Raw genomic sequence first — 23,539 nt, 5'->3', positions numbered from 1 at the left:
GATCAAAACGACTTGTTGAACCTCAGCTTGCCGCAACCGCCACGCTTGTCGGCGCACCACCAACTATGCTGAGCGCGATCGGATTGTTGGTGTTGTTGTAGGCTGCGGTGGCGCCGACATTGCCGGCGGTTGGTGCTGCAATATAGGTGAATTGATCCGCCGCTGACGTTGCGCTGGTGCCGCCGACCGTCAGAAGGAGCTCAGTCGGCGCCTTCGTTGGGGTCGATCGCGGCATCTTCCGAAGCGACGACTTCGACGTCCTGGTTGCGGCCGGCAACGACGGTGAAGTCGCGCTGGTAGATGCGGTCGCGGTTCTTGGCGATGATGGTGTAGTCGCCTTCCGACAGCACCATCGAGGCGAAGGCGCCGACGGCTTCGCGCAGCGGGTCACCGGATTCCGTCAGCACCGACCACGACGTATCGGCGATGGCCTCGCCGCCAGCCTCGCGCACCAGCTTGAAGGTAACGTCGGCAGCGCGGTGCTCGACGGTCGCCTCGGTTAGCTTGCCGGCTTCGACGCGGATGTCGGAGCGGATAACGGCGTTGACGCTGCCATAGGTCGACACGACGTGGTAGGTGCCGGAATTGAGACGCACCACCGAGTTGGGCGCGACATTGGGGATGATCAGCGCACGCTCGCCGTCGCTGCCGGCGTCGGCCTCGAAGATCGAGAATTTGAGCTTGGCCGGCGGGATGCGCACGCCGCCGGACAAAACAGCGTCCAGCTTGAGGCCGCCGGCATCGAGCACAAGGCTCTCGCGCTTGCCTTGCTTGCCGACGGTGATGCGCTTAGTGGCACCGGCGCGACCGTAGGAGGCATGGACCAGATAGCTGCCGGGCGGCAGCTGGAACATGCTGGTACCGCCCTGAGCTGAGGCGACCAGGGGCAGCTTGCCGTCCGGGCCGGCCTCGGGGCGGAAACACGCGCCAGACCAGGCCGCGGCTGATGTCGCCACCCTTGTCGGTCAGCTGCGCGGTAAGCGTGATTTCGCCGAGCGTGCCGGTTGCCAGGGATTCGTCGCCGCGCGGCGAGGCAAAGCTCGATATGCCGGGAAGGCTCAATCCGTCGATTGCCGATGCGCCGTCCTGCGCAAAAGCCGCCCAAGGCAGCACCGTAGACAGTGCGGCACCCGAGAATCGGTACGAAAAGTCGGAAGTGTCCCCTAGACATGCCTTGTTTGAAGCGCAAGGCGGTGGCAATTTCAAGGCTATTCGGCGCGATGGATTCTCAATCGCAATGCGCCGCTGCCAGAGTAGCCGCCGTTTCGGGCAGGCGCTTCAGCCCAACACCTAAGGAGTGCCCGCGCCGTGCCATCGCCGATCATCGACTTTTTGCTGAACCGCAATTCCGCCCCCATCCCCGAACTGCGCGCGCCAGCGCCGTCGGACGCCGACATAGAAACGATGCTGCGCGCCGCAACGCGTGTGCCTGACCATGGCCGCCTGGAGCCCTGGCGCTTCATTCTTTATCGCGGCGATGCGCGAATCGAGATTGGCCAGAAGCTGGCCGAGCTTGCCGAGCGCCGGGAAGGGCCGCTGCCGGAAGGTCGCCGCAACCAGGAGCTCAGCCGCTTTTCGCGGGCGCCGCTGGTCATCGGCGTCGTCTCGAGCCCCAAGGATCACCCCAAGATCCCGCAGTGGGAAATGTTCCTGTCCGGGGGCATGGCTGCGATGAACCTGATCACCGCTGCCAATGCGCTGGGCTATGGCACCAACCTGATCAGCAACTGGTACTCGGACGTCGAGGAAGGCCGCGCGCTTCTGGGCCTTGCGCCAAATGAGCGTGTCATCGGTTTCATCCACATCGGCTCCTATGAAGGTGCGGGGCAGGAGCGTCCGCGCCCTGACGTGGCAAAGCTCTACAGCGACTATTCCGGCCCCTGGGAAGGCTAGGCGCAATGTTCTACGAACCGTCGAAAGGCCACGGCCTGCCGCATGATCCGTTCAAGGCGCTGGTGTCGCCGCGGCCGATTGGCTGGATTTCGACTGTAAGCAAGGACGGGGCGCTGAACCTCGCGCCCTATTCCTTCTTCAATGCCTTGTCGGGCAAACCGCCGCTGGTCTGGTTCTCGTCAGAGGGGCAAAAAGACAGCGCGACCTTCGCGGGCGAAACCAGAGAGTTCGTCGCCAATATGGTCGGGCGGGATCTGGCCGAGAGGATGAACAAGAGTTCCGTCAACGCGCCGCGCGGTGTCAACGAGTTCGACTATGCCGGGCTGACGCCGGCGCCGTCGCGGCTGGTCGCGCCGCCGCGCGTCGCCGAGGCGCCGGCAGCGCTGGAATGCAAGGTCACCGACATCTTCCGACCCAAGGGCCTCGATGGGCGGGAGACTGGCGCCATCGTCGTCATCGGCGAGGTCGTCGGCGTCCATATCGACGAGGCATATCTGACCGACGGGCTGTTCGATGTCGTCAAGGCCGGCAATGTCTCGCGCCTCGGCTACATGGATTATTCCACGGTCGATGCCATCTTCTCGATGCGCCGGCCGCGCTGGCAAGACTGAGCCTCAGGCAACGACGCCGGCAGCGCGCGCGCGCGCCAGCAGACGCAGGGCGAGCCTGAGGTGTGGCCGGTCGTACATCTTGCCGTTGATGCCGACGACGCCCGGATTGCCCGCCTCTTCGAAGGCCGCAACGACTGCAGCCGCGCGGGCCACCGCCTCGGCGGTCGGCGTGAACGCCTCGTTGATGACAGCGACCTGGTCCGGGTGGATCGCCATCTTGGCGGTGAAGCCGTCGCGTTCGGCCTCAAGACACTCGGCGCGCAGACCTTCGCCATCCCTGAAGTTGACGAAGACGGTGTCGATTGCGGCAACGTCGGCTGCTGCTGCTCCCAGGACAGTCATCGTCCGGGCAAGCCGGAACACATCGGTGTAGCGGCCGTCGCTGTCGCGCGCCGCACGTGCAGCGATGGCCGCTGACAGGTCTTCCGCGCCCCAGGTCAGCCCGGCGACGCGGGCGCTTGCGCCGACGTAGCTTGCGGTTGCCAGCACGCCGGCTGCGGTTTCCGTGATGATCGGGATGATCCTGATGGCACCGTCCGGCAGGCCGTTTTCCGCCTCGTGCACACGCAGCTTGGTCGACAGATGCTGGACGTCGGCGCCGGAATTCGACTTGGGCAACATGATGCCATCGGGCGCGATCGGCACGATCGCCCTGAGGTCGTCGTCGGTGAGCCCGGTCGACAGATCATTGACGCGGACGTAAATTGCGGCCCGCGTTTCGTTGCGCCGCTTGGCGATGAAATCGGCCGACACGCCACGCGCATGAGCCTTGTTGTCGGGGGCGACCGAATCCTCGAGGTCAACGATGACCACGTCGGCGCCGGACGAAAAGCCGCGTTCGAGCTTCTTTTCCGAATCGCCTGGAACAAACAGCAGGGAGCGCATCAGGCCGTCTTCTTCTTCATCATCGCCTGGCGCTGGCATTTGGCGACAAGCACGCCGTCCTGATTATAGGCGCAATGCAGGAACTCGACGATGCCACGATCCGTCTTCGACTTCGAATTCGCGGACCGAAAGCACCTCCGTCTCGACACGGATGGTGTCGCCATGAAAGACCGGGTGCGGGAAGGTGGTTTCGGTCATGCCGAGATTGCCGATGGTGGTGCCGAGCGTGGTGTCATGCACCGAAATGCCGATCATCAGCCCGAGTGTGAACAGCGAATTGACCAGCGGCTTGCCCCATTCGCTCCTGGTGGCAAAATCGAAATCGATATGCAGCGGCTGCGGGTTCAGCGTCATGGTCGAGAAGAACATGTTGTCGCTCTCGGTGACCGTCTTGGTGAGCTGATGCCGGATCACCTGGCCGACAACGAATTCCTCAAGATAAAGTCCGGCCATCGGCAGTTCCTCCTGTTGTGCCGATTTGATAGGCGCTGCCTCGCTGCCCGGCAAGCGGGTTAACGGATATGGTGAACCGTTCGTAAACCTTTTTTTCCTAGGGTCGCCGCAGGGGTTTGGCACGGGTTGCCGGGGGCGTGAAAAAACAAATGGTGGTCTCGCATTTCCTGAAATGGATAGACACCGCCAAGGTGAGCGAGCGGGTAGCGGCAGCAGCTGCATTGGCGAGTGCCTACGTCAATCGCGAGATGCCGTTCGAGGACCGTTGTGCCGCCGAAGCAGCACTGACGCTGCTGCTCGATGACCCGTCGTCGAAGGTGCGCCAGGCATTGGCAGAAGCGCTTTCGATCAGCGTGCATGCGCCGCTTCAGATCATTGCAGCACTTGCGTCCGATCAGCCCGACGTCGCGGCCATGGTGCTTGCGCGTTCGCCGCTGCTGACCGACGCCGATCTCATCGACCGGGTTGCATCGGGCTCGACCGCCATCCAGAAACTTGTCGCTGACCGGCCCGTCGTTTCGATGTCGCTTGCGGCTGCGATCGCCGAAGTCGGCGAGGCGGAGGCTTGTGTCGTCCTGCTGCAGAACTACGGCGCCGACATCGCCTCGCTGAGCTTTCGCCGGATGGCCGAACGCTTCGGCCATGATGCGCGCGTGCGCGAGGCTCTGGTTGCCGATAGGCGTTTGCCATCCGATTGCCGGCACCTGCTGCTGGTCAAGCTCGGCGAAGCCTTGAAGGCGTCACCGTTTGTCATGGCCTTGATGGGAGCCGCACGCGCCGAAAAGGTGACCCGCGATGCCTGCGTCAAGGCCTCGCTGACGCTTATCGAAGGCACCCGCGCCAACGAGCACATGGCATTGGTCGAGCATCTGCGCTTGCGCGGGGATCTGACCACGAGCTTCATCATCCGCATCCTTGCCCATGGCAAGGTTGACTTCTTCGGCGCGGCTTTGGTCGTCCTGACCGGCCGTGATGAGCCGCGGGTGAGGGCACTGCTGTCTGCAGGCCAGGATGTCGCGCTAACCGCGCTGTTCCGCTCTGCCGGGCTGGCTGAAGCGACGCATGCGATCATCCTGCGGGCCTTGAAGATCTGGCGCGAGGTGGCCAACGGTCGCCGTGTGGCCGGCGCCCAGGAGGTCAGCTGGCAGATGCTCAAGGAATTGGGCGGTCAGGCCGCAGAAGGCGAAATGGCCGGGCTGGTCAAGTCGATCCACCTCGAAGCCCTGCGTGAAAACGCGCGCAGCCATGCCCTGGCCATAGCGGCTGCCTAGCGGACCTACCCGAAAATCGGAACCGATTTTCGGAAGGCACGATGCGTGGATTCCAAGATCCAGGGTGTCCTTTGTGCGTCCATCCGGGCGCGCCGTATTCCAAGCAACTGGCGTCGCTTAGATGTCCAGCACGTCTGTCTGCGCGAACTCGGCGCGATCCTGGATGAAGCGGAAGCGGGCTTCCGGCTTCGTGCCCATCAGCGCATCGACTGCCGATTTGGTGACGTCTTCGGCATCGATCACGTCGACCCTGAGAAGGGTGCGCTTCCTCGGGTCCATCGTCGTTTCCTTGAGCTGACTCGCCATCATCTCGCCAAGGCCCTTGAAGCGGCCGATCTCGACCTTGCCGCGGCCGTTGAACTCGGTGCGCAAAAGCTCTTCCTTGTGGGCGTCGTCGCGGGCGTAGCCGACCTTGCCGCCCTGGCGCAGGCTGTAGAGCGGCGGCACGGCCATGTAGAGATGGCCGTCGCGGATAAGCTGCGGCATCTCCTGGTAGAAGAAGGTGATGAGCAGCGACGCGATGTGGGCGCCGTCGACGTCTGCGTCAGTCATGATGATGACGCGGTCGTAGCGAAGGTCTTCGTCGCGGTATTTCGAGCGGGTGCCACAGCCTAGCGCCTGGATCAGGTCGGCGATCTGCTGGTTGGCGGTCAGCTTGTCGTGGCCGGCACTTGCGACGTTGAGGATCTTGCCACGCAGCGGCAGGATCGCCTGCATCGAGCGGTCGCGCGCCTGCTTGGCCGAACCACCGGCCGAGTCGCCCTCGACGATGAACAGTTCGGCACCGGCGGCGGCGTTCTGCGTGCAGTCGGCGAGCTTGCCGGGCAGGCGCAGCTTGCGCACGGCGCTCTTGCGCGAAACTTCCTTTTCCTGGCGTCGGCGCACGCGTTCGTCGGCGCGCGCGATGACCCAGTCGAGCAGCTTGGAAGCTTCCTGCGGGTTGTCGGCGAGCCAATGGTCGAACGGATCGCGGATCGCGGTCTCGACGATGCGCATGGCTTCGACGGTCGCCAGCTTGTCCTTGGTCTGGCCGACGAACTCCGGCTCGCGGATGAACACCGACAGCATGCCAGCTGCCGAGATCATGACGTCTTCGCTGGTCATGATCGAGGCGCGCTTGTTGCCGACGAGATCGGCATAGGCACGCAGGCCGCGCGTCAGCACGTTGCGGAAGCCCATCTCATGGGTGCCGCCGTCGCCGGTCGGAATGGTGTTGCAATAGGAGTTGATGAAGCCGTCGCCGCCATACCAGGTGACGGCCCATTCCATAGAGCCGTGGCCGCCCTGCTTCTCGCTCTTGCCCGAGAAGATTTCGCGGGTGACCTGCATCTCGTCGCCGAGGGAAGCCTTGAGATAGTCACCGAGGCCGCCGGGGAAATGGAACACCGCCTTGACAGGCGTTTCGTCTTTTTCCTTGAGCAGCGCCGGATCGCAGCTCCAGCGGATTTCGACGCCGCCGAACAGATAGGCCTTCGAGCGCGCCATCTTGCAGATGCGGGCCGGCTCGAAATGCGCGCCCTTGCCGAAAATGTCGGGATCGGGATGGAAACGGGTCCGCGTGCCGCGCCGGTTCTGCACGTCGCCGAGCAGTTCGAGCCCGCCCTGCGGGACACCGCGCGAAAAGCGCTGGCGGTAGAGCTTACGCCCGCGCGCGACCTCGACTTCGAGGTCATCCGAAAGCGCATTGACCACCGACACGCCGACGCCGTGCAGGCCGCCCGAGGTCTCGTAGACCTTGGAGTCGAATTTGCCGCCGGCATGCAGCGTCGTCATGATCACTTCAAGTGCCGACTTGTCCTTGAATTTGGGATGCGGGTCGACCGGGATGCCGCGCCCGTTGTCGGTCACGGTCAGATAGCCGTCGGCGCCGAGTTCGACTTCGATGAAGGTGGCATGACCGGCGACGGCCTCGTCCATCGAGTTGTCGATGACTTCGGCGAACAGGTGGTGCAGCGCCTTTTCGTCGGTTCCGCCGATATACATGCCTGGACGGCGACGCACGGGCTCCAGCCCTTCCAGCACCTCGATGTGGCTGGCGTCATAACCTTCGCTGCCATCCTTGACGGCCGGCGCCGGGCGCTTGGCCGCTGCCGCCTGCACCAAAGGATCCGCAGGTCGGGAGACGGGGCGTGCGGGCTGGGCGCCGAGATTGCCGAAAAGGTCGCTGTTGTCGTCCATGCTCAATACGGTTTTTCCGCGCTGCGAATCACTTTGTCGAGTTTGCCAGTTTTGCCGGTCCGGCAACAGTTCCTGATCTGTTCGTACACCGCCAGTTCGATATGCCCGAATTGGCGGGGTTGGCGCAACCATTCGTAAACGCTATCCGAAATCGCAGCACCCCGGTGGCGATCGCGGCGGCTATGCAAGGTTGCGGCTAGGCCGGAATGTCCAATAACTGCTGCCCGAACATTCGGACATCAGGAAGGCCGCGCCCCCGTGCTTGACTTCGGTTCCTTGTTGCTCGCCACGGCCCTGTCGGGCGCGTGCCTGAGCGGAACGCTCGTCGCGATCTGGCTGACGGCGCGTCAGTCCCGTTTCGTTCTCACGATGGCGGTGGGGATACTACTTCTCGCCGCCCATGTCATCGCCTTTTGGCTTTATGGCCGTCATGCCTCGCCGTGGCTGGGGCAGGCAATGCTGGCGCTGCTCGTCGCCGGCTTCTTCGTCGTCTTCACCTCCGCCGACCAGTATATCGAGCGCGGCTGGTCGAGGTCGGCAGCCCTGCCGGTCGCCGCCATCATCGCGCTAACGGTGGTGGTGACAGCAGCTGGTTTCGACGGCCTCGGCTTCGTCATCGCTTATTCTGCGGTCACCGGGATACTGGTGATGATCGCTACCGCGTTCTGGACCAGCAAGAACGTCGACCGCCGCGTGCTGGCCCCGGTCTCGCTACTCACCGGCAGCAGTGCCGTGTCCTTCGCGCTGTGCGCGTTCGTCATCGTCCAGAAGAAGCAGTGGGTACTGGGAAGCGTGCCCAGCAATTGGGCAGAGGACGTCAATACGGTGGTCGTCGTTGCCTGCATGACCGCACTCGGCGCGTTGACCATCTCTTTCCACCATTTGCGTACCCAGAGCCGGTTGACCGAAGAAACCCTCACCGATCCTCTGACAGGGCTGATGAACCGGCGGGCACTCAACTCCTTGCACGGCCGCACACACTTCGGACCGCGCATGGCGCTGGCCATGGTCGACCTCGATCATTTCAAGCGCACCAACGACGTCTTCGGTCATGCCGTGGGCGATCGGGTGCTGCAGCGGTTTGCGGACATTGTGAGGCGGCAGTCCCGGCACGGTGTCGAGGGCTTCCGCCTCGGCGGTGAGGAGTTCGCTATCGTCATCTCAGACGTTCCCGTGGTGGAGGCCTACGAAGTTCTGCGCAAGATCGGTGTTTCCTTTGGTGCCGAAGTCGTTGCCACCAAGCTCGGGCCGCTGCGCAGCACAGTCAGCGTCGGGGTATGCTTCGGGGACGAGCAGGCCATGACGGTCGAGCAGATGCTGCTCGGGGCCGACGCGGCCCTCTATGCGGCCAAGCGGGCTGGGCGCAACCGCGTCGTCACCGCCGAGACCGCAAGCAGCGAGACCTATCGTGAGGAACTGCTGTTCGCCTGATAACGTCGACCCCGCCTGAAGCGCGACTTCCAAACAATTGAATCTATTCTCAGAATCAAATCGGCGGCGCCCGTGTCAGGTGCGCCGCCGATCAGGATGCCTGCCGGTCAGGTCACTCCGCGGCGCCGAGATATTCGCTCAGCGGCGGGCAGGCGCAGACCAGGTTACGGTCGCCGGCGACGTTGTCGATGCGCGACACGGGCGGCCAGTACTTGGCCACAGTGTCGGGATCGCCACCGGGATAGGCTGCTTCGAGGCGCGAGTAGGGATGCTTCCACTCGCCCGCCAGCGTCTCGGTTGCCGTGTGCGGCGCGTTGACCAGCGGATTGTCATCCTTCGGCCACTCGCCTTTTTCGACCTTCGCCGCTTCGTTGGCGATGGCGATCATCGCTTCGCAGAAACGATCGATCTCGTGCTTGGGCTCGGACTCGGTCGGCTCGACCATCAGCGTCCCGGCAACAGGCCACGACATGGTCGGTGCATGGAAGCCGTAGTCGATCAGCCGCTTGGCGATGTCCTCGACCGATATGCCGGCGCGCTCCTTGAGCACGCGGGTGTCGAGGATGCACTCATGCGCCACACGACCGTTGCGGCCTTTGAACAGCACGGGATAGTGCGCCTCGAGCTTGCTGACGATGTAGTTGGCATTGAGGATCGCCGTTTCCGTCGCCTGCTTGAGGCCCGAAGCACCCATCATCCGGATGTACATCCAGGTGATAGGCAGGATCGAGGCGCTGCCGAAGGGGGCTGCCGAGACCGCATGCGCGCTGCCGATTTCGACATGGCCGGGCAGGAACGGCGCCAGGTGCGACTTGACGCCGATCGGGCCGATGCCGGGGCCGCCGCCGCCATGCGGAATGCAGAAGGTCTTGTGCAGGTTCATGTGGCAAACGTCGGCGCCGATGTCGGCTGGACGCGAAAGTGCGACCATCGCGTTCAGGTTGGCGCCGTCGAAATAGACCTGTCCACCATGGGCATGGACGATCTCGCAGATGTCGCGCGCACCTTCCTCGAACACGCCATGCGTCGAGGGGTAGGTGAACATCAGTGCTGCGAGCTTGTCGGCATGCTGCTCCGCCTTGACCTTGAGGTCGGTGACATCGATGTCGCCATCGTCAAGGCAGTGCACGACAACCACGTCCATTCCGGCCATCGCCGCACTTGCCGGATTGGTGCCATGCGCCGAAGACGGGATCAGGCAGATGTTACGCTGCGTCTCGCCACGCGAATGGTGATAGCGGCGGATCGCCAGCAGGCCGGCATATTCGCCCTGGCTGCCGGCGTTCGGCTGCAGGCTGACCGCGTCGAAGCCGGTGATTTCGCAAAGCCAGGCTTCGAGATCGTCGGTCATCGCGCGGTAGCCGAGCGAATGGCTGGTCGGCGCGAACGGATGCAGGTTGGCGACCGAAGGCCAGCTGACCGGCATCATCTCGGCGGCGGCGTTGAGCTTCATGGTGCAGGAGCCGAGCGGGATCATCGCGCGGTCGAGCGCCAGATCCTTGTCGGCCAGCCGGCGCAGGAAGCGCATCATGTCGGTTTCCGAACGGTTCTGGTGGAACACCGGCTGGGTCAGGAACTCCTTGCCGCGCGGCTTGCCCGGCAGCGAGCGCTTGGCCTCGGCCGGAACCTTGGCGCCGAACAGGGCGGCGATCGCCTCGAGATCGGCAGCGGTCGAGGTCTCGTCGAAGGCGACCGAGACATGGTCGGCATCGATGACACGCAGCAGGCGGCCGGTCTTTTCGGCTTCAGCAGCGAAGGCTTCAGCCTTGCCCTTGGCTTCGATGGTGACAGTGTCGAAACGCTCGTCGCCGAGCACCGACAGGCCGGCGCCCTTCAGGCCTTCGGCGAGGCGGCTGGCCAGCGCGTGGATGCGCTCGGAGATCGCCTGCAGGCCGGACGGGCCGTGCCAGATGGCGTAGGACGCCGCCATGTTGGCGAGCAGGGCCTGCGCGGTGCAGATGTTCGACGTCGCCTTGTCGCGGCGGATATGCTGCTCGCGCGTCTGCAGCGCCAGGCGATAGCCGGGACGGCCCTTGCTGTCGACCGACTGGCCAACGAGGCGGCCCGGCATCAGGCGGGTCAGCTTGTCAGAAACGGCGCAATAGGCGGCGTGCGGGCCGCCAAAGCCCATCGGCACGCCAAAACGCTGCATCGACCCGGTGGCAATGTCGGCGCCGAGGCTGGCAGGGGTTTCGGTGACGGTCAGGCTGAGTGGATCGGAGACGAAAATGACGATCGCGCCGACGGCCTTGGCCTTTTCGATCGCAGCCTTGTGATCGCCATAGACACCGTTGGTGTCGGGCCAGGAAACGATCAGCGCTGCGGTGTTGTCGTCGATGGTCGCGCCATCAATCTCGGTGCCGAGCGGCTCAGCGCGGGTGCGAACGACGTCGAGGACCTGCGGATGCGCCGCACCGGCAAGGGCGACGCGGCTGCGCTTGTCGCGGTGATGGCGCAGCGCGATGCCGACAGCTTCGGCGACGGCGGTCGCTTCGTCGAGCAGCGAAGCGGAAGCAACCGGCAGACCGGTCAGTTCGGCGACCAGCGTCTGGAAGTGGAACAAAAGCTCCAGGCGGCCCTGGCTGATCTCGGCCTGGTAAGGCGTGTAGGCGGTGTACCAGGCAGGGTTCTCAAACAGGTTGCGCTGGATGACCGGAGGCACATTGACGCCGTGATAGCCGGCACCAATGAAGCTCTTCAGCACCTTGTTGCGGCCCATCTTCTCGCTGAGCTCGGCGAGTGCTTCATGTTCGCTTGCCGGTGCAGGCAGGTTGAGCGCGCGGTCGAGCCGGATCGACTTCGGCACCGCTTGCGAAATCAGCGTTTCCACGGAGGGTACGCCGATGGCGGCGAGCATGGCGCGGGTTTGTTTTGGGCCGGGCCCGATGTGGCGAGCCGAAAAGGGATAAGGTGCAGTGGTCATCTCAGGCGATCCTGTCAACCGATATGGGCTTTGTAGCCCGCTTCATCCATCAGGCCTTCGAGCTGGCCCGCATTGGCGATCTTCATCTTCCACAGCCAGCCGTCGCCGGTGGCAGCAGAGTTGACGAGTGCCGGATCTGAAGAGAGCGTTGCGTTGGCGTCGATGATCTCGCCGTCGAGCGGTGCATAGACGTCGGAGGCCGCCTTGACGGATTCGACGACGACCGCGACGTCGCCCTTGGCAACTTTGCGGCCGGTCTCAGGCAGTTCGACGAAAACGAGGTCGCCAAGCTGCTCTTGGGCGTAGTCGGTAATGCCGACCGTTGCGATGTCGCCTTCGACGCGCAGCCACTCGTGGTCTTCGGTGTAATAGGTCTTGGTCATGGAAATCATCCTTTGCGATAGCGATGCTGCGTGAAGGGAAGAGAATGGACGTCGACAGGCACCTTAGTGCCGCGCACGTCGGCGAAGACACGGGTTCCGGCCTTGGCGAGCGCTGTCGAGACGTAGCCCATGGCAACGGGGAAGCCGGCCGAAGGGCCGAAGCCGCCCGAATTGACGCGGCCGACAAGGTTGCCGTCGGCGTCGAACAGTTCAGCACCCGCGCGCACCGGCTGGCGTCCCTCGGGCTTGAGACCGACGCGCTTTTCCGCAGCACCGTCGGCGAGGATTTTGGCGAGTGCGGCTTGGCCGATAAACTTGCCGCCGGCGCGCAGATCCTTGGGGATCGCCCACATCAGGCCGGCACTTGCCGGATCGGTGTCGGGGGTGATGTCGTTGCCGTGCAGGCAAAGCCCGGCTTCAAGGCGCAGGCTGTCGCGGGCGGCAAGGCCGATCCACATGACGCGCTCGTCGCCGAGCAGCTTGGCAAGCAGTTCGCGGGCGTCGGCTTCCGGCAGGCCGATCTCGAACCCGTCCTCGCCGGTGTAGCCCGAGCGGCTCATGAACCAGTTGGCGCGCGGCTCGAAGCCCTGCATGAAAAACAGGTGATCGGTGGCGATTCCGGCCTTTTCGAGCACCGTTGCGGCTTCCGGTCCCTGGATCGCGATGAAGACGCGGTCAAGCGGTTCGACCTTGGCGTCGAAATCCTTGGCCAGCGCGCGCAGATGCGCTTCGTCGGTCGCGGCGTTGCCGGCATTGGCAACGACCATGAAGCGGTCTTCGCCGAGGCGGGTGACGATCAGGTCGTCGATGATGCCGGCCGTCTCGGTGAGGAAGAAGGTGTATTTCGACTGCTTGAGCTCGAGTGCCGCGGAGTCGAGCGGGCAGGCGCGGTTGAGCAGGCCGGCGGCACCGGGGCCGCTGACCACGAACAGCTTCATGTGGGAGATGTCGAACAGGCCGACATGCTCGCGGGTGTGAAGGTGCTCCTTCATCACGCCGGCAGGGTAGGTCAGCGGCATGTTCCAGCCGGCGAAGGCGCCAAAGCGCGCACCGGCAGCGGAATGCAGGTCTGCAAGGGGTAGTTGGTTTGTATGGTCGCCCGTCATGTCTTCTCCAGAGTCGCACGTGTCCAGCCGCTGTGGCGGCCATTCCGTGCCCCTCTGTCTGAAGCCTGAGAGAACTCGCGCTCCGGAACTCTGTCGGCAGCGCTTACACCTTCGGCGCGGGAGCAAAGTCCCGACTTTCCAGAGTGTCTTTCCCGTCTACGGTTCTTTTGCCTGAGAGATTTCGGGCGATTTCCCCTTCGGCGACAGCTTTCGCTGTTCTCTCCCGCAAACAGGTAGAGCCCGCGAGGGCCCTCGACGAGTCGTCAATATCCCAAGCACGACACTTTGTCACCTAGAGGCGCAGTGCTTATTCACCGGTAGGATAGTCCCATCCAATACTTCCGGGTAGCCGACGCGCCCGGGCGCCAACGAGCGGACGCCGTCAGATGCCGCCATACCAGTCGTAGCCACGGTCTTCCCAATAGCCACCCTTGCCGAGGCCCATGGCGCCGAAGCTATCGACCAGTTCGATCTTTTGCAGGTATTTCGGCATTTTGTAGCCGAGCTGGCGCTCGACCCGCACGCGCAGCGGCGCGCCGTTCTCCACCGGCAGCGGCATGCCGTTCATGCCATAGGCGAGGATGGTTTGCGGGTGGCGCGCGTCGATCAGGTCGATCGAGCCGTAATATTTGACTACCCCCGATAGGCTTTGCTCGATCGTGTCGAGGCAATGAAACACCACATAGCGCGCCTGTGGCTTGACCACGGCCTGATCGAGGACAAGCGCCATCGGCACACCGGTCCATTTGGCGATGCAGCTCCAGCCTTCGACGCAGTCGTGGCGGGTGATCTGGGTGCGCGAGGGCATGTCCATCAGTTGCTGCCGTGTCAGCGACAGTGGCCTTTCGACAAGGCCGACGACCTCGAGCCGCCAGTCGACGAAGTCGCCTGCCTGCAGTCCCTTGTAGACACTGTCATTGGGGGCGGTGATGCCATTGGGTCGCTGGGGCTGGCGGATGTCGGCCTCGGTGAACTCCTGGGCGAGGGATGAGCGGCCAGCGAACAGCCGCTGGGCGCGATAGGTCAGGTCGTTGGCACCGGTGAGGAAGTCGCGCACTTTGCTGTCGCGGTCTTGCAGGAAGTCGAAGGCATCGCAGCCCGATAACGCGACAGTCGATGCCCCAAGCGTTGCGGCAGTGAGGAAGCGCCTACGGGTGAGCTGAAACTTTGCCATCTCAGGCGCTCCCTTCCGGGTGATCGTTCGCAGGTGGATCGGTGAGATACCAGCCGGTGATGATCGAGCGCAGTTCGTTGATCGGACCGGCAGCCAGGATCATCAGCATGTGGACAATGAAGAAGCCGACAAGCAGCACCATGGTGACGAAGTGGATGGTGCGCGCGGTCTGACGTCCGCCGAGCAGGTCGGCAAGGAACGGCACGGCGGCGTTCATGCTCGGCGACATGGCGAGACCGGTGACGATCATCAGTGGCAACAGCACGAACAGCACGCCGCCATAGGCCAGTTTCTGCAACGTGTTGTAGTCGCGGCTATGGTGAAACCTCAGCCTGGCGTGGTCGGCGATGTCCTTGGGCAGCCGGCGCAGATCGTCGACACCGGGCGCAAGGTCGCGGCGCAAATGGCCGTTGATGGCACTGGCAACCAACCAGACGAGCAACGTGCCTGACAACAACCAGGCGAAGAAGAAATGCACCACACGGCCGGTGGCCAGGTCCTGCCCGGAAGGGATCGTCGCCCAGGCTGGGAAGGCGCGGGCACTTGGATTGTCGGTCGGTCCCGACAGGCCGAGGACACCGGTCGTGTTGAATCGATTCCCGAGGATTGTCGTGTAACCAACTGTTCCTGTTGCACTATCGTCCGCGCCGATGACTAGAACGTCATTGCTGAACGAAAACCCTGATTGCTTGCCGATATAGAGCGCCGGGTGAGCGTTGAAGATCTGCAGCCCGCTCAGCAGCAGGAAGAACAACGACAGCGCCCAGAGCCAATGGGTGAGGCGCGTCCAGCGGGTTTGGCGATAGACGAGCCCATCGTCGGAGGCTGGCGCAGGCCGCTCATCTGCAGCTTGTGCCATGCGTGCCTGGCTTTCCATCGCACCTGATCTCCCATGGCATCAGCCATTGCGGGACGACATTTTACGCCCCTTTGCAGATGATTACGCTTGGAGATGGGGAATTGTTTCGTTGCCGCGATGATATTCGCGTGAGCCGGTTCAACTGGCGAGCGAGACAACCAGGTTGACCGCGGCAGCGACAAGGATGGTGTTGAAGAAGAACGACAGGATCGAATGGACCAATGCCGCCTGGCGCATGTGCGTCGACGAAATGTTGGTGTCGGCTGTCTGTGCCGTCATGCCGATAACCACCGCGAAATAGAGGAAGTCCCAGCCACATGGGCGTTCCGTGCCGGGAAAGATCAATCCGCCGACCGGTTTGCTGCTGCGCGTCGAGGCCGCAACGGCCTTGCTGTCGCCTTTCCAGTACAGGCGGGCGTAGTGCAGTGCGGCCATGGCATGAATGGTCAGCCAGCCGAGCGGCAGCGACAGCAGCGAAAACGCCAGCCAGTACGGATGCGGGACCTGTTTTGCGTTCATCAGGACGAACAGCGAGCCGACGGCGACCACGACGATGCCGATGGTGACCAGGAAGATGATCCAGATCGGTTCGTCGGCCTGCTGGGCGCGCCGGCTGAGGAAATCGGCTGTCAGCCTCGGCATCTCGCGCAGCACCAGGAAGATGTAGGTAGAAAAAAACGCGTTGGCGCCGATGCTGATGCTGGAGCTGAGCGGATGCTGGAGCAGCATGGCCACGCCAAGCGCCACCAGTCCGAGGCCAGCGCTTGCCAGGAAGATGAAGTGACGGCCGAACGGTTTCATGGCGCCTGGATCGCCTTTACGGCCCGGCGCGCGATCTGATCGAGCGCGCCGAGAAAACGCGAGCGATCCTGTGGCGCGAAGGACGCGTTGTAGCCCTTGCTCTCGCCTGTCTCACGCAGATGCTGCTTGAGGTCGCGCATGGCGACCGCCATGCCGATGGTCTCCGGCGTGAAAGGCCGGCCGGTGGGGCCCAGGACATGCGCGCCAAGCGCGACGGTTCTGGCCGCCAGCGGAATGTCTGCGGTGACGACGATGTCGTTGGCGCGGGCATTTTCGACGATCCAGTCATCGGCTGCGTCCGCGCCCTTGGACACGACGACGTTGCGGATCATCGGGTCGCGTGACGGCCTGAGGCCACCGTTGGAGACGAAGGTGACGATAAGGTCCAGCCGTTCGGCGACCTTCACCACCTCGTCCTTCACCGGGCAGGCGTCGGCATCGACATAGATGATGGGGGCATTTTCGGTCATTTCAGGCACAGTTCCGGCAGAGAGCATCTTTGGTTATGGTCGAGCGCGTCGAATGGAGGCCGACCATGGCACATCTGATCAATCGCGAACAATGGGCCGAAAAGCCCGATGCATGGCATGGTGAGTTCCAGGGCGGGGCCTATGGGGCGGACGTCTCGGTGGTGTTTTTCTCAAGCGACAAGGTCGGCGGCGGCCCCAGGCTTCACACACATCCCTATCCGGAGGTCTTCATCGTCCGCGTTGGGCGGGCTCTGTTCACCGTCGGCGACCAGACGATCGAGGCGGAGGCCGGGCAGATACTGGTCGCGCCGGCAAACACGCCGCACAAGTTCGCCAATCTCGGGCCCGGCCGCCTTGAGACCACCGACCTGCATGTTGCGGGAGCTTTTGAAACAACCTGGCTGGAATGAGCCCGCCTGGGTGTCAGGCACTTGTGCGCGAAACAGGCCTGAGCATATCGATATGCGGAATGTCGTCTTCCAGATATTCCTCCGACACGGTGTCGAAGCCGAAGGACGCATAGAATTTCTCAAGATGGCTCTGCGCCGACAGCGCGATCGGTCGGCCCGGAAACAGCCGCTCGCAGGCGGCGATGGATTCGGCCATCAGCTTGTCGCCTAGCCGCTTGCCGCGATGATCGGGCGACACCACGACCCGGCCGATACAGGCCGGATCGCCGAGGCCGGAGGGCGCGATGATGCGCGTGCTCGCCAGCAGTTCCGTGCCGGCAAGCAGCCTGAGGTGTAGCGCCTCGGGGTCCTTGCCGTCCATTTCGGGAAACGCGCATTTTTGCTCGACGACAAAGACGTCGATGCGCATTTTCAGCATCGCGTAGAGGTCGCGCGGGGACAGGTCGTTCAGGCTCCTGACGTCGACCTCGTATGCGATTGTGCTCATCAGTAGACGACGACGCTGCGGATGCTTTCGCCTGCATGCATCAGGTCAAAACCCTTGTTGATGTCTTCGAGCTTGAGTGTGTGGGTGATCATCGGGTCGATCTGGATCTTGCCTTCCATGTACCAGTCGACGATCTTCGGCACGTCGGTGCGGCCACGTGCGCCGCCAAAGGCGGTGCCCTTCCAGGTCCGGCCGGTGACCAGCTGGAACGGCCGCGTCGCAATCTCCTGGCCGGCACCGGCGACGCCAATGACGATCGACTCGCCCCAGCCGCGATGGCTGGCTTCCAGTGCCTGGCGCATCACCTTGACATTGCCGGTGCAGTCGAAGGTGTAGTCGGCACCGCCGATCTGATCGGCACCACGCTTGGTCATGTTGACGAGGTAAGGCACGATGTCGCCCTCGACCTCCTTCGGATTGACGAAATGCGTCATGCCGAACTTTTCGCCCCAGGCCTTGCGCTCATTGTTGATGTCGACGCCGATGATCATGTCGGCACCGGCCAGACGCAGGCCCTGCAGCACGTTGAGGCCGATGCCGCCGAGACCGAAGACGATGGCCGTCGAACCGATCTCCACCTTGGCGGTGTTGATGACCGCACCAATGCCTGTCGTAACCCCGCAGCCGATGTAGCAGATCTTGTCGAAAGGCGCGTCCGGGTTGACCTTGGCCAGTGCGATCTCGGGCAGCACGGTAAAGTTCGAGAAGGTCGAGCAGCCCATGTAGTGGAAGATTTTTTCCCCACCGATCGAGAACCGCGACGAACCGTCAGGCATCAGGCCCTGGCCCTGGGTCGAGCGGATCGCGGTGCAGAGGTTGGTTTTCCGTGACAGGCAGGACGGGCACGAACGGCACTCGGGCGTATACAGCGGGATGACGTGGTCGCCCTTCTTGAGCGACGTGACGCCCTTGCCGACATCGACGACGACACCCGCACCTTCATGGCCGAGGATGGCAGGAAAGATGCCTTCGGGATCGGCGCCGGAAAGCGTGAACTCGTCGGTGTGGCAGATGCCGGTCGCCTTGATCTCGACCAGCACCTCGCCCTCGCGCGGTCCTTCGAGGTCAACCTCCATGATCTCGAGCGGCTTTCCAGCTCCTACGGCAACGGCGGCGCGGGTTTTCATGGCGATGTTCCTTCAAGCAAAATCAGGGGGCAAATGTCGGCGGCAAGGTTTCAGGTTTTGCCTATGCGATCAACCGCGAAGGCGACGCATGTCAGTCGTAAAGCGGCGGTGGTGATGATACTCCACAAGGCGTTGCCGGCGCGACCCCTTGCGGGATGGACATGGCGGCGGACGTGGCTGAACATGGCCGTGGAATTTTCCCTTGCAAGGCTAACGATTCGATGTCGAGTGACAGGCTCCCACGCGATCCGCTCAAGCGCGAAGCGTTGAAAAATGCAGAGAAGCCAGAGGCTTCCGACCGAATGTTCATTCACCTGCGTGTCCACTCGGCCTATTCATTGCTTGAAGGCGCTCTGAAGCTCGACAAGGTTGTTGGCCACGCGATCAAAGACGCCGCACCTGCCATTGCCGTCGCCGACACCAACAACCTGTTCGGGGCGCTCGAATTCGCCCAGAAGGCGACCAAGGATGGCGTGCAGCCATTGATCGGTTGCCAGGTCGATGTCGACTTTGCCGATGGCGGCGACACCACCCAGCGCAGCCATGGCTGGAAGCAGGCGCTCGACCTGTACCCGGTGGTGTTGATCGCAGCGACCGAAGCCGGCTACGCCAACCTCGTTCGGCTGGTCAGCCGCCTCTATCTCGAAACGCCACCCGGCGATCCGGTGCATGCGACGCTTGATTGGCTTGCTACTACGGCCGATGGCATTATCTGCCTGACCGGCGGTCCGCGCGGGCCGATTGGTGCTGCGATCAAGAGCGATCACAACGCAATTGCCGAAAGCCGCCTGCTGGCCTTGAAGCAGATGTTCGGCGACCGGCTTTACGTCGAGCTCGAACGGCTGGCCGGCTATGACCGGGTTGTCGAGGCCGCGACGATCGAACTGGCATACCGCCACTATCTGCCGCTGGTTGCCACCAACGAGGCGTTCTTTGCCGCGCGTGCCGACTTCGAGGCACATGACGCGCTCATCGCGATTGCCGAGGGATCGGTGGTTGCGGAAGACAATCGTCGCAGGCTTACGCCAGACAATTTCCTCAAATCTCAAAAGGAGATGGCGGAGCTTTTTACTGATTTGCCGGAAGCGATTGACAATACGGTCGAGATCGCCCGGCGCTGCTCGTACTACCCCAAGAACCGCAATCCGATCCTGCCGCGCTTTACCGGTGGCGATATTGCCGATGCCGATGCGGCGGTCGCGGCCGAAGCGGCGGAGCTGACACGCCAGGCCCATGAAGGTCTTGCCATGCGGCTTGAATCGCGTGGTCTGTCAGAGGGCTACACGCCCGAACAGTACAAGGAACGCCTTGAATACGAGCTCGGCATCATCGAGCGCATGAAGTTCCCAGGCTACTTCCTGATCGTTGCTGACTTCATTAAATGGGGCAAACAGCAGGGCATACCGGTTGGCCCCGGACGCGGTTCGGGCGCAGGCTCGCTGGTCGCCTATGCGCTGACCATCACCGACGTCGACCCGCTGCGCTTCTCCCTGCTGTTCGAGCGCTTCCTCAATCCCGACCGCGTTTCGATGCCCGACTTCGATATCGACTTCTGCCAGGACCGGCGCGAAGAGGTCATCCGCTACGTTCAGGGCAAGTATGGCCGCGATCAGGTCGGCCAGATCATCACCTTCGGAACGCTGCAGGCGCGCGCCGTGCTGCGCGACGTCGGCCGCGTCTTGCAGATGCCCTACGGCCAGGTCGACAAGCTGTGCAAGATGGTGCCGCAGAACCCGGCCAATCCGGTGACGCTTGGCCAGGCGATCGAGGGCGAGCCGCGATTTGCCGAGGAAGCCGAACGCGAGCCGATCGTCCAGACGCTGCTCGACATGGCGCGGAAGCTCGAAGGGCTTTATCGCCATGCCTCGACACATGCCGCCGGCATCGTCATCGGCGACCGTCCGCTGTCGGAACTGGTGCCGATGTACCGGGATCCGCGCTCGGACATGCCGGTCACCCAGTTCAACATGAAATATGTCGAGCAGGCCGGGCTGGTGAAGTTCGACTTCCTTGGCCTGAAGACGCTGACGGTGCTGCAAAAGGCGCTGGAGTTCATCAGCCGCCGTGGCGTCGATATCGACCTCGCGCTGATTCCGCTCGACGATCCGCTGACCTATGCCATGCTGTCGCGCGGTGAGACCGTCGGCATCTTCCAGGTTGAAAGTGCCGGCATGCGCAAGGCGCTGATCGGCATGAAGCCCGATCGCATCGAAGACATCATCGCGCTGGTGGCGCTTTATCGCCCCGGCCCGATGGAAAACATCCCGACCTACAACGCCCGCAAGCACGGCGAAGAAGAGATCGAGTCGATCCATCCCAAGATCGATTACCTGGTGAAGGAGACCCAAGGGGTTATCGTTTACCAGGAGCAGGTCATGCAGATTGCGCAGGTGCTGTCGGGCTATTCGCTCGGCGAAGCCGATCTGCTGCGCCGCGCCATGGGCAAGAAGATCCGCGCCGAGATGGACAAGCAGCGCGAGCGCTTCGTCACCGGTGCGGTGGATGGCGGTGTCGCCAAGCCGCAGGCCAACTTCATCTTCGACCTTCTGGCCAAGTTCGCCGACTACGGCTTCAACAAGTCACACGCCGCAGCCTACGCCATCGTTTCCTACCAGACGGCCTATCTCAAGGCGCATTACCCGGTCGAGTTCCTTGCGGCCTCGATGACCTACGATATGTCCAATACGGACAAGCTGAACGACTTCCGCCAGGATGCGATGCGCCTTGGCATCGATGTCGTGCCGCCGTCGGTGATGACCAGCTTCCGCGACTTCGAGGTTGGCGAAAAGAAGATCTTCTACTCGCTTGCCGCCATCAAGGGCGTGGGCGAGGCGGCGGTGCAGCACATCGTTGCCAAGCGTGCCGAGAAGCCGTTTGCCAGCCTTGCCGATTTCTGTGAGCGGATCGATCCGAAACTGGTTGGAAAGCGTGTTTTCGAAAGCCTGATCATGGCTGGCGCGCTCGACTGTTTCGGCCATGAGCGCGCGGCGATGATGGCGGGTATCGAGCGCATGATGGGCCTGGCCTCACGCGCCCATGAGAACGCCACGCTCGGACAGTCCGACATCTTCGGCAGCGCTGCCTCGGGGCAGGCGCCGTCGCTGCATTTGCCGGTGGCTGATGCTTGGCTGCCGGCTGATCGCCTGCACCGCGAATTCCAGGTCGTCGGCTTCTACCTCTCGGCGCATCCGCTCGATGAATACAAGTCGGCGCTCGAAAAGATGCGCGTCCAGAACTGGGCCGACTTTGCCGCTGCGGTGAAGCGCGGCGCGACCGCAGGCCGGTTGGCCGGCACGGTCACCACCAAGCAGGAGCGCAAGACCAAGACCGGCAACAAGATGGGCATTGTCCAGTTCTCGGATGTCTCGGGCCAGTACGAGGCGGTGATGTTTTCCGAAACGCTGGCGCAGTACCGCGACCTGTGCGAGCCGGGCAGGTCGGTGGTCGTCACCGTCGCTGCCGAAGACCGGCCAGAGGGCGTCAACCTGCGCATCCAGACCGTGCAGTCGCTGGAGGACGAAGCGAGCCGGGTGCAAAAGACACTGCGCATCTTCGTGCGCGACGCAGCCCCGCTGAACATGCTGTCCAACCAGCTGACCGTGCGCGGCGAGGGCGAGGTCAGCTTCATCGTGCTCAAGGGTGAGGCACAGGGTGAGATCGAGATCGAGTTGCCCAACCGCTACCGCATTACGCCGTCGATTGCGTCGGCGATGCGGGCGGTGCCGGGTGTCGTCGAGGTGGAGCTCGTCTAGACTAGGCGCTGTTCGTCACACCATTGCGCCCGCTGGAGCAGAAGGGCCCGCTCGCGGTCGTTCTGGGTGAGCGACGCGGCGCGCTTGAATTCGGCGCTGGCTTCAATGAGGCGACCAAGCTTCATCAGCAGGTCAGCCCGCACGGCAGGCAGTAAGTGATAACCGTGCAGCGCCAGGTCGCTTGCCAGATGGTCGGCTAGCTCAAGCCCGGCCGCTGGACCGAAGGCCATGGCAATCGCGACTGCGCGGTTGAGCTCGACGACAGGCGAGGGGATCCGCGCCGCCAGTGCAGCGTAGAGCGCTGCGATGCGTACCCATTCTGTCTCTTCAGGGGTTCGGGCACGCGCGTGGCAAGCAGCGATTGTAGCCTGGAGTGTGTAGGGCCCAGGCCTGGCCGAGAGCTTTTCGGCGCGGGCAAGAGCGGCAAGCCCACGCTTGATGAGCAACCGGTCCCAGCGCGCGCGGTTCTGGTCGAGCAACAGCACCGGCATGCCTGCCGCGTCGGTGCGGGCGGCAAGGCGCGACGCCTGTAGCTCCATCAGCGAAACGAGGCCGTGAACTTCGGACTCGCCCGGGGCAAGGCCCGCGAGGATACGCCCCAGCCGCAGCGCCTCGTTGCAGAGTTGGGGCCGCATCCAGAATTCGCCCTTGGTGGCGGAATAGCCTTCGTTGAAGACGAGGTAGAGAACCTCAAGCACCGACGAAAGGCGTTCGCTACGCTCGGTTCCTTGTGGAAGCTCGAATGCGAGCTGGGCTTCGGCAAGGCTACGCTTGGCGCGGACGATACGCTGCGCCATGGCCTGTTCGGAAACGAGAAATGCGCGCGCGATTTCTTCCGTCGTCAGTCCGCCGACCAGTCGAAGCGTCAGCGCCACGCGTGCCTCGGGCGGCAGCACAGGATGACAGGCTATGAACATCAGGTTCAGCATTTCGTCGCCGATGTCGTCGTCGAGGTCCGGAAGCTCGACCATGCTTTCGGCTTCGACACCGAGCAGTGCGATCTTGCCCTCGGCCATCTTGGCACGGCGAAAATGGTCGATAGCGCGCCGCTTGGCGGTGGCGATCAGCCAGGCGCCCGGCTTGTCGGGCACACCTGCGTCAGGCCAGTGCCTGAGGGCGGCAATGAGCGCGTCCTGTGCGAATTCTTCCGCCAGCCCGACATCGCGCGCGAAGCGCGTCAACACGGCGATGATCCTGGCGCGCTCGATCCGGAAGACGGTCTCGATGGCGCGATGTGTTTCGCGGCTTTTCACCAGCCCGATCACATCACCATCGTCCCGGGCCGGCAAGGGCGGCCCGGGTTGGTAGCGCCTGCCGGCAGCGTT

At 63.4% G+C, this 23,539-nt stretch carries 20 protein-coding genes, 2 pseudogenes and 1 riboswitch; of the genes and pseudogenes, 7 read left to right on the top strand and 15 right to left on the bottom strand.

Annotated features, from left to right (window positions below; genetic code table 11):
• Positions 1-22: 22 nt before the first annotated feature.
• A complete protein-coding gene (locus ACHMW7_RS18510) occupies positions 23-235 on the bottom strand; it encodes a hypothetical protein (protein WP_395447012.1) in 213 nt (70 codons plus the stop codon).
• Positions 201-1,062: pseudogene (locus ACHMW7_RS18505) on the bottom strand (hypothetical protein). The gene ACHMW7_RS18510 and the pseudogene ACHMW7_RS18505 overlap by 35 nt, the downstream one beginning before the upstream one ends.
• On the opposite strand from ACHMW7_RS18505, the gene ACHMW7_RS18500 reads away from it, so the two are divergent.
• The 3 genes from ACHMW7_RS18500 to ACHMW7_RS18490 are packed head-to-tail and all read left to right on the top strand — an operon-like array spanning position 947 to position 2,504.
• Positions 947-1,294, top strand: a complete 348-nt coding sequence (locus ACHMW7_RS18500; RefSeq protein WP_395451484.1) for a hypothetical protein — start codon at positions 947-949, stop codon at positions 1,292-1,294. The pseudogene ACHMW7_RS18505 and the gene ACHMW7_RS18500 overlap by 116 nt on opposite strands.
• Before the next feature lie 14 nt (positions 1,295-1,308).
• Positions 1,309-1,893 carry a nitroreductase gene (locus ACHMW7_RS18495; RefSeq protein ID WP_395447011.1) on the top strand — a complete coding sequence of 195 codons (585 nt, stop codon included), beginning with the start codon at positions 1,309-1,311 and terminating at the stop codon, positions 1,891-1,893.
• A 5-nt stretch (positions 1,894-1,898) separates the two neighbouring features.
• Complete coding sequence (locus tag ACHMW7_RS18490) at positions 1,899-2,504, top strand: flavin reductase family protein (RefSeq protein WP_395447010.1); 606 nt, start codon at positions 1,899-1,901, stop codon at positions 2,502-2,504.
• 3 nt (positions 2,505-2,507) lie between these two features.
• Here ACHMW7_RS18490 and ACHMW7_RS18485 read toward each other — a convergent pair whose 3' ends face one another.
• Positions 2,508-3,389, bottom strand: a complete 882-nt coding sequence (locus tag ACHMW7_RS18485) for an HpcH/HpaI aldolase/citrate lyase family protein (protein ID WP_395447009.1) — start codon at positions 3,387-3,389, stop codon at positions 2,508-2,510.
• Positions 3,389-3,842 (bottom strand): annotated as a pseudogene (locus ACHMW7_RS18480) (MaoC family dehydratase). The gene ACHMW7_RS18485 and the pseudogene ACHMW7_RS18480 overlap by 1 nt, the downstream one beginning before the upstream one ends.
• A 149-nt stretch (positions 3,843-3,991) precedes the next feature.
• Here ACHMW7_RS18480 and ACHMW7_RS18475 point away from each other — a divergent pair.
• Positions 3,992-5,113: a DUF2336 domain-containing protein gene (locus ACHMW7_RS18475; RefSeq protein ID WP_395451361.1), complete on the top strand. Its 1,122-nt coding sequence runs from the start codon at positions 3,992-3,994 to the stop codon at positions 5,111-5,113.
• Positions 5,114-5,230: 117 nt separating this feature from the next.
• Here the strand turns inward: ACHMW7_RS18475 and parE are convergent, their stop codons facing one another.
• Entirely contained in the window at positions 5,231-7,291 is a 2,061-nt protein-coding gene (gene parE, locus ACHMW7_RS18470; RefSeq protein WP_395451360.1) for a DNA topoisomerase IV subunit B, read from the bottom strand.
• 258 nt (positions 7,292-7,549) lie between these two features.
• Here parE and ACHMW7_RS18465 point away from each other — a divergent pair, with 258 nt between their 5' ends.
• A complete protein-coding gene (locus tag ACHMW7_RS18465) occupies positions 7,550-8,722 on the top strand; it encodes a diguanylate cyclase (RefSeq protein ID WP_395447008.1) in 1,173 nt (390 codons plus the stop codon).
• 112 nt (positions 8,723-8,834) lie between these two features.
• Here ACHMW7_RS18465 and gcvP read toward each other — a convergent pair whose 3' ends face one another.
• From gcvP to ACHMW7_RS18430, 7 genes are all read right to left on the bottom strand, one after another.
• Positions 8,835-11,645 carry an aminomethyl-transferring glycine dehydrogenase gene (gene gcvP / locus ACHMW7_RS18460; protein ID WP_395447007.1) on the bottom strand — a complete coding sequence of 937 codons (2,811 nt, stop codon included), beginning with the start codon at positions 11,643-11,645 and terminating at the stop codon, positions 8,835-8,837.
• 14 nt (positions 11,646-11,659) lie between these two features.
• The gene (gene gcvH / locus ACHMW7_RS18455; RefSeq protein ID WP_395447006.1) at positions 11,660-12,028 is read right to left on the bottom strand and encodes a glycine cleavage system protein GcvH; all 369 of its coding nucleotides are present in this window, start codon (positions 12,026-12,028) and stop codon (positions 11,660-11,662) included.
• 5 nt (positions 12,029-12,033) lie between these two features.
• On the bottom strand, positions 12,034-13,134 hold the full coding sequence (gene gcvT, locus ACHMW7_RS18450; protein WP_395447005.1) for a glycine cleavage system aminomethyltransferase GcvT: 1,101 nt from the start codon (positions 13,132-13,134) through the stop codon (positions 12,034-12,036).
• 149 nt (positions 13,135-13,283) lie between these two features.
• A riboswitch (glycine riboswitch) is annotated at positions 13,284-13,370 on the bottom strand.
• A gap of 146 nt (positions 13,371-13,516) precedes the next feature.
• Positions 13,517-14,308: a molybdopterin-binding protein gene (locus tag ACHMW7_RS18445; protein WP_395447004.1), complete on the bottom strand. Its 792-nt coding sequence runs from the start codon at positions 14,306-14,308 to the stop codon at positions 13,517-13,519.
• Position 14,309: 1 nt separating this feature from the next.
• Positions 14,310-15,167, bottom strand: a complete 858-nt coding sequence (locus tag ACHMW7_RS18440; RefSeq protein WP_395447003.1) for a cytochrome b/b6 domain-containing protein — start codon at positions 15,165-15,167, stop codon at positions 14,310-14,312.
• Between the two features lie 138 nt (positions 15,168-15,305).
• Entirely contained in the window at positions 15,306-15,968 is a 663-nt protein-coding gene (locus ACHMW7_RS18435) for a DUF1345 domain-containing protein (protein ID WP_395447002.1), read from the bottom strand.
• Positions 15,965-16,438: a YaiI/YqxD family protein gene (locus ACHMW7_RS18430; protein ID WP_395447001.1), complete on the bottom strand. Its 474-nt coding sequence runs from the start codon at positions 16,436-16,438 to the stop codon at positions 15,965-15,967. Before ACHMW7_RS18430 ends, ACHMW7_RS18435 begins: the two co-directional genes overlap by 4 nt.
• A 65-nt stretch (positions 16,439-16,503) precedes the next feature.
• Here ACHMW7_RS18430 and ACHMW7_RS18425 point away from each other — a divergent pair, with 65 nt between their 5' ends.
• Positions 16,504-16,848, top strand: a complete 345-nt coding sequence (locus tag ACHMW7_RS18425; RefSeq protein WP_395447000.1) for a cupin domain-containing protein — start codon at positions 16,504-16,506, stop codon at positions 16,846-16,848.
• Between the two features lie 13 nt (positions 16,849-16,861).
• On the opposite strand, the gene ACHMW7_RS18420 is transcribed toward ACHMW7_RS18425, so the two are convergent.
• Both ACHMW7_RS18420 and ACHMW7_RS18415 read right to left on the bottom strand, forming a co-directional pair.
• Positions 16,862-17,335 carry a GNAT family N-acetyltransferase gene (locus tag ACHMW7_RS18420; RefSeq protein ID WP_395446999.1) on the bottom strand — a complete coding sequence of 158 codons (474 nt, stop codon included), beginning with the start codon at positions 17,333-17,335 and terminating at the stop codon, positions 16,862-16,864.
• Positions 17,335-18,462, bottom strand: coding sequence for an S-(hydroxymethyl)glutathione dehydrogenase/class III alcohol dehydrogenase (locus ACHMW7_RS18415; protein WP_395446998.1), 1,128 nt, complete (start codon positions 18,460-18,462; stop codon positions 17,335-17,337). The genes ACHMW7_RS18420 and ACHMW7_RS18415 overlap by 1 nt, the downstream gene beginning before the upstream one ends.
• A gap of 302 nt (positions 18,463-18,764) precedes the next feature.
• Here ACHMW7_RS18415 and dnaE point away from each other — a divergent pair, with 302 nt between their 5' ends.
• On the top strand, positions 18,765-22,214 hold the full coding sequence (gene dnaE / locus ACHMW7_RS18410; protein WP_395446997.1) for a DNA polymerase III subunit alpha: 3,450 nt from the start codon (positions 18,765-18,767) through the stop codon (positions 22,212-22,214).
• Here the strand turns inward: dnaE and ACHMW7_RS18405 are convergent.
• The gene (locus ACHMW7_RS18405; RefSeq protein WP_395451359.1) at positions 22,211-23,467 is read right to left on the bottom strand and encodes an RNA polymerase sigma factor; all 1,257 of its coding nucleotides are present in this window, start codon (positions 23,465-23,467) and stop codon (positions 22,211-22,213) included. The genes dnaE and ACHMW7_RS18405 overlap by 4 nt on opposite strands.
• Positions 23,468-23,539 lie beyond the last annotated feature (72 nt).

The sequence above is a fragment of the Aminobacter sp. UC22_36 genome, assembly GCF_044056035.1.
Taxonomy (GTDB): domain Bacteria; phylum Pseudomonadota; class Alphaproteobacteria; order Rhizobiales; family Rhizobiaceae; genus Aminobacter.
This window is presented reverse-complemented; position numbering and strand designations above follow the sequence as displayed.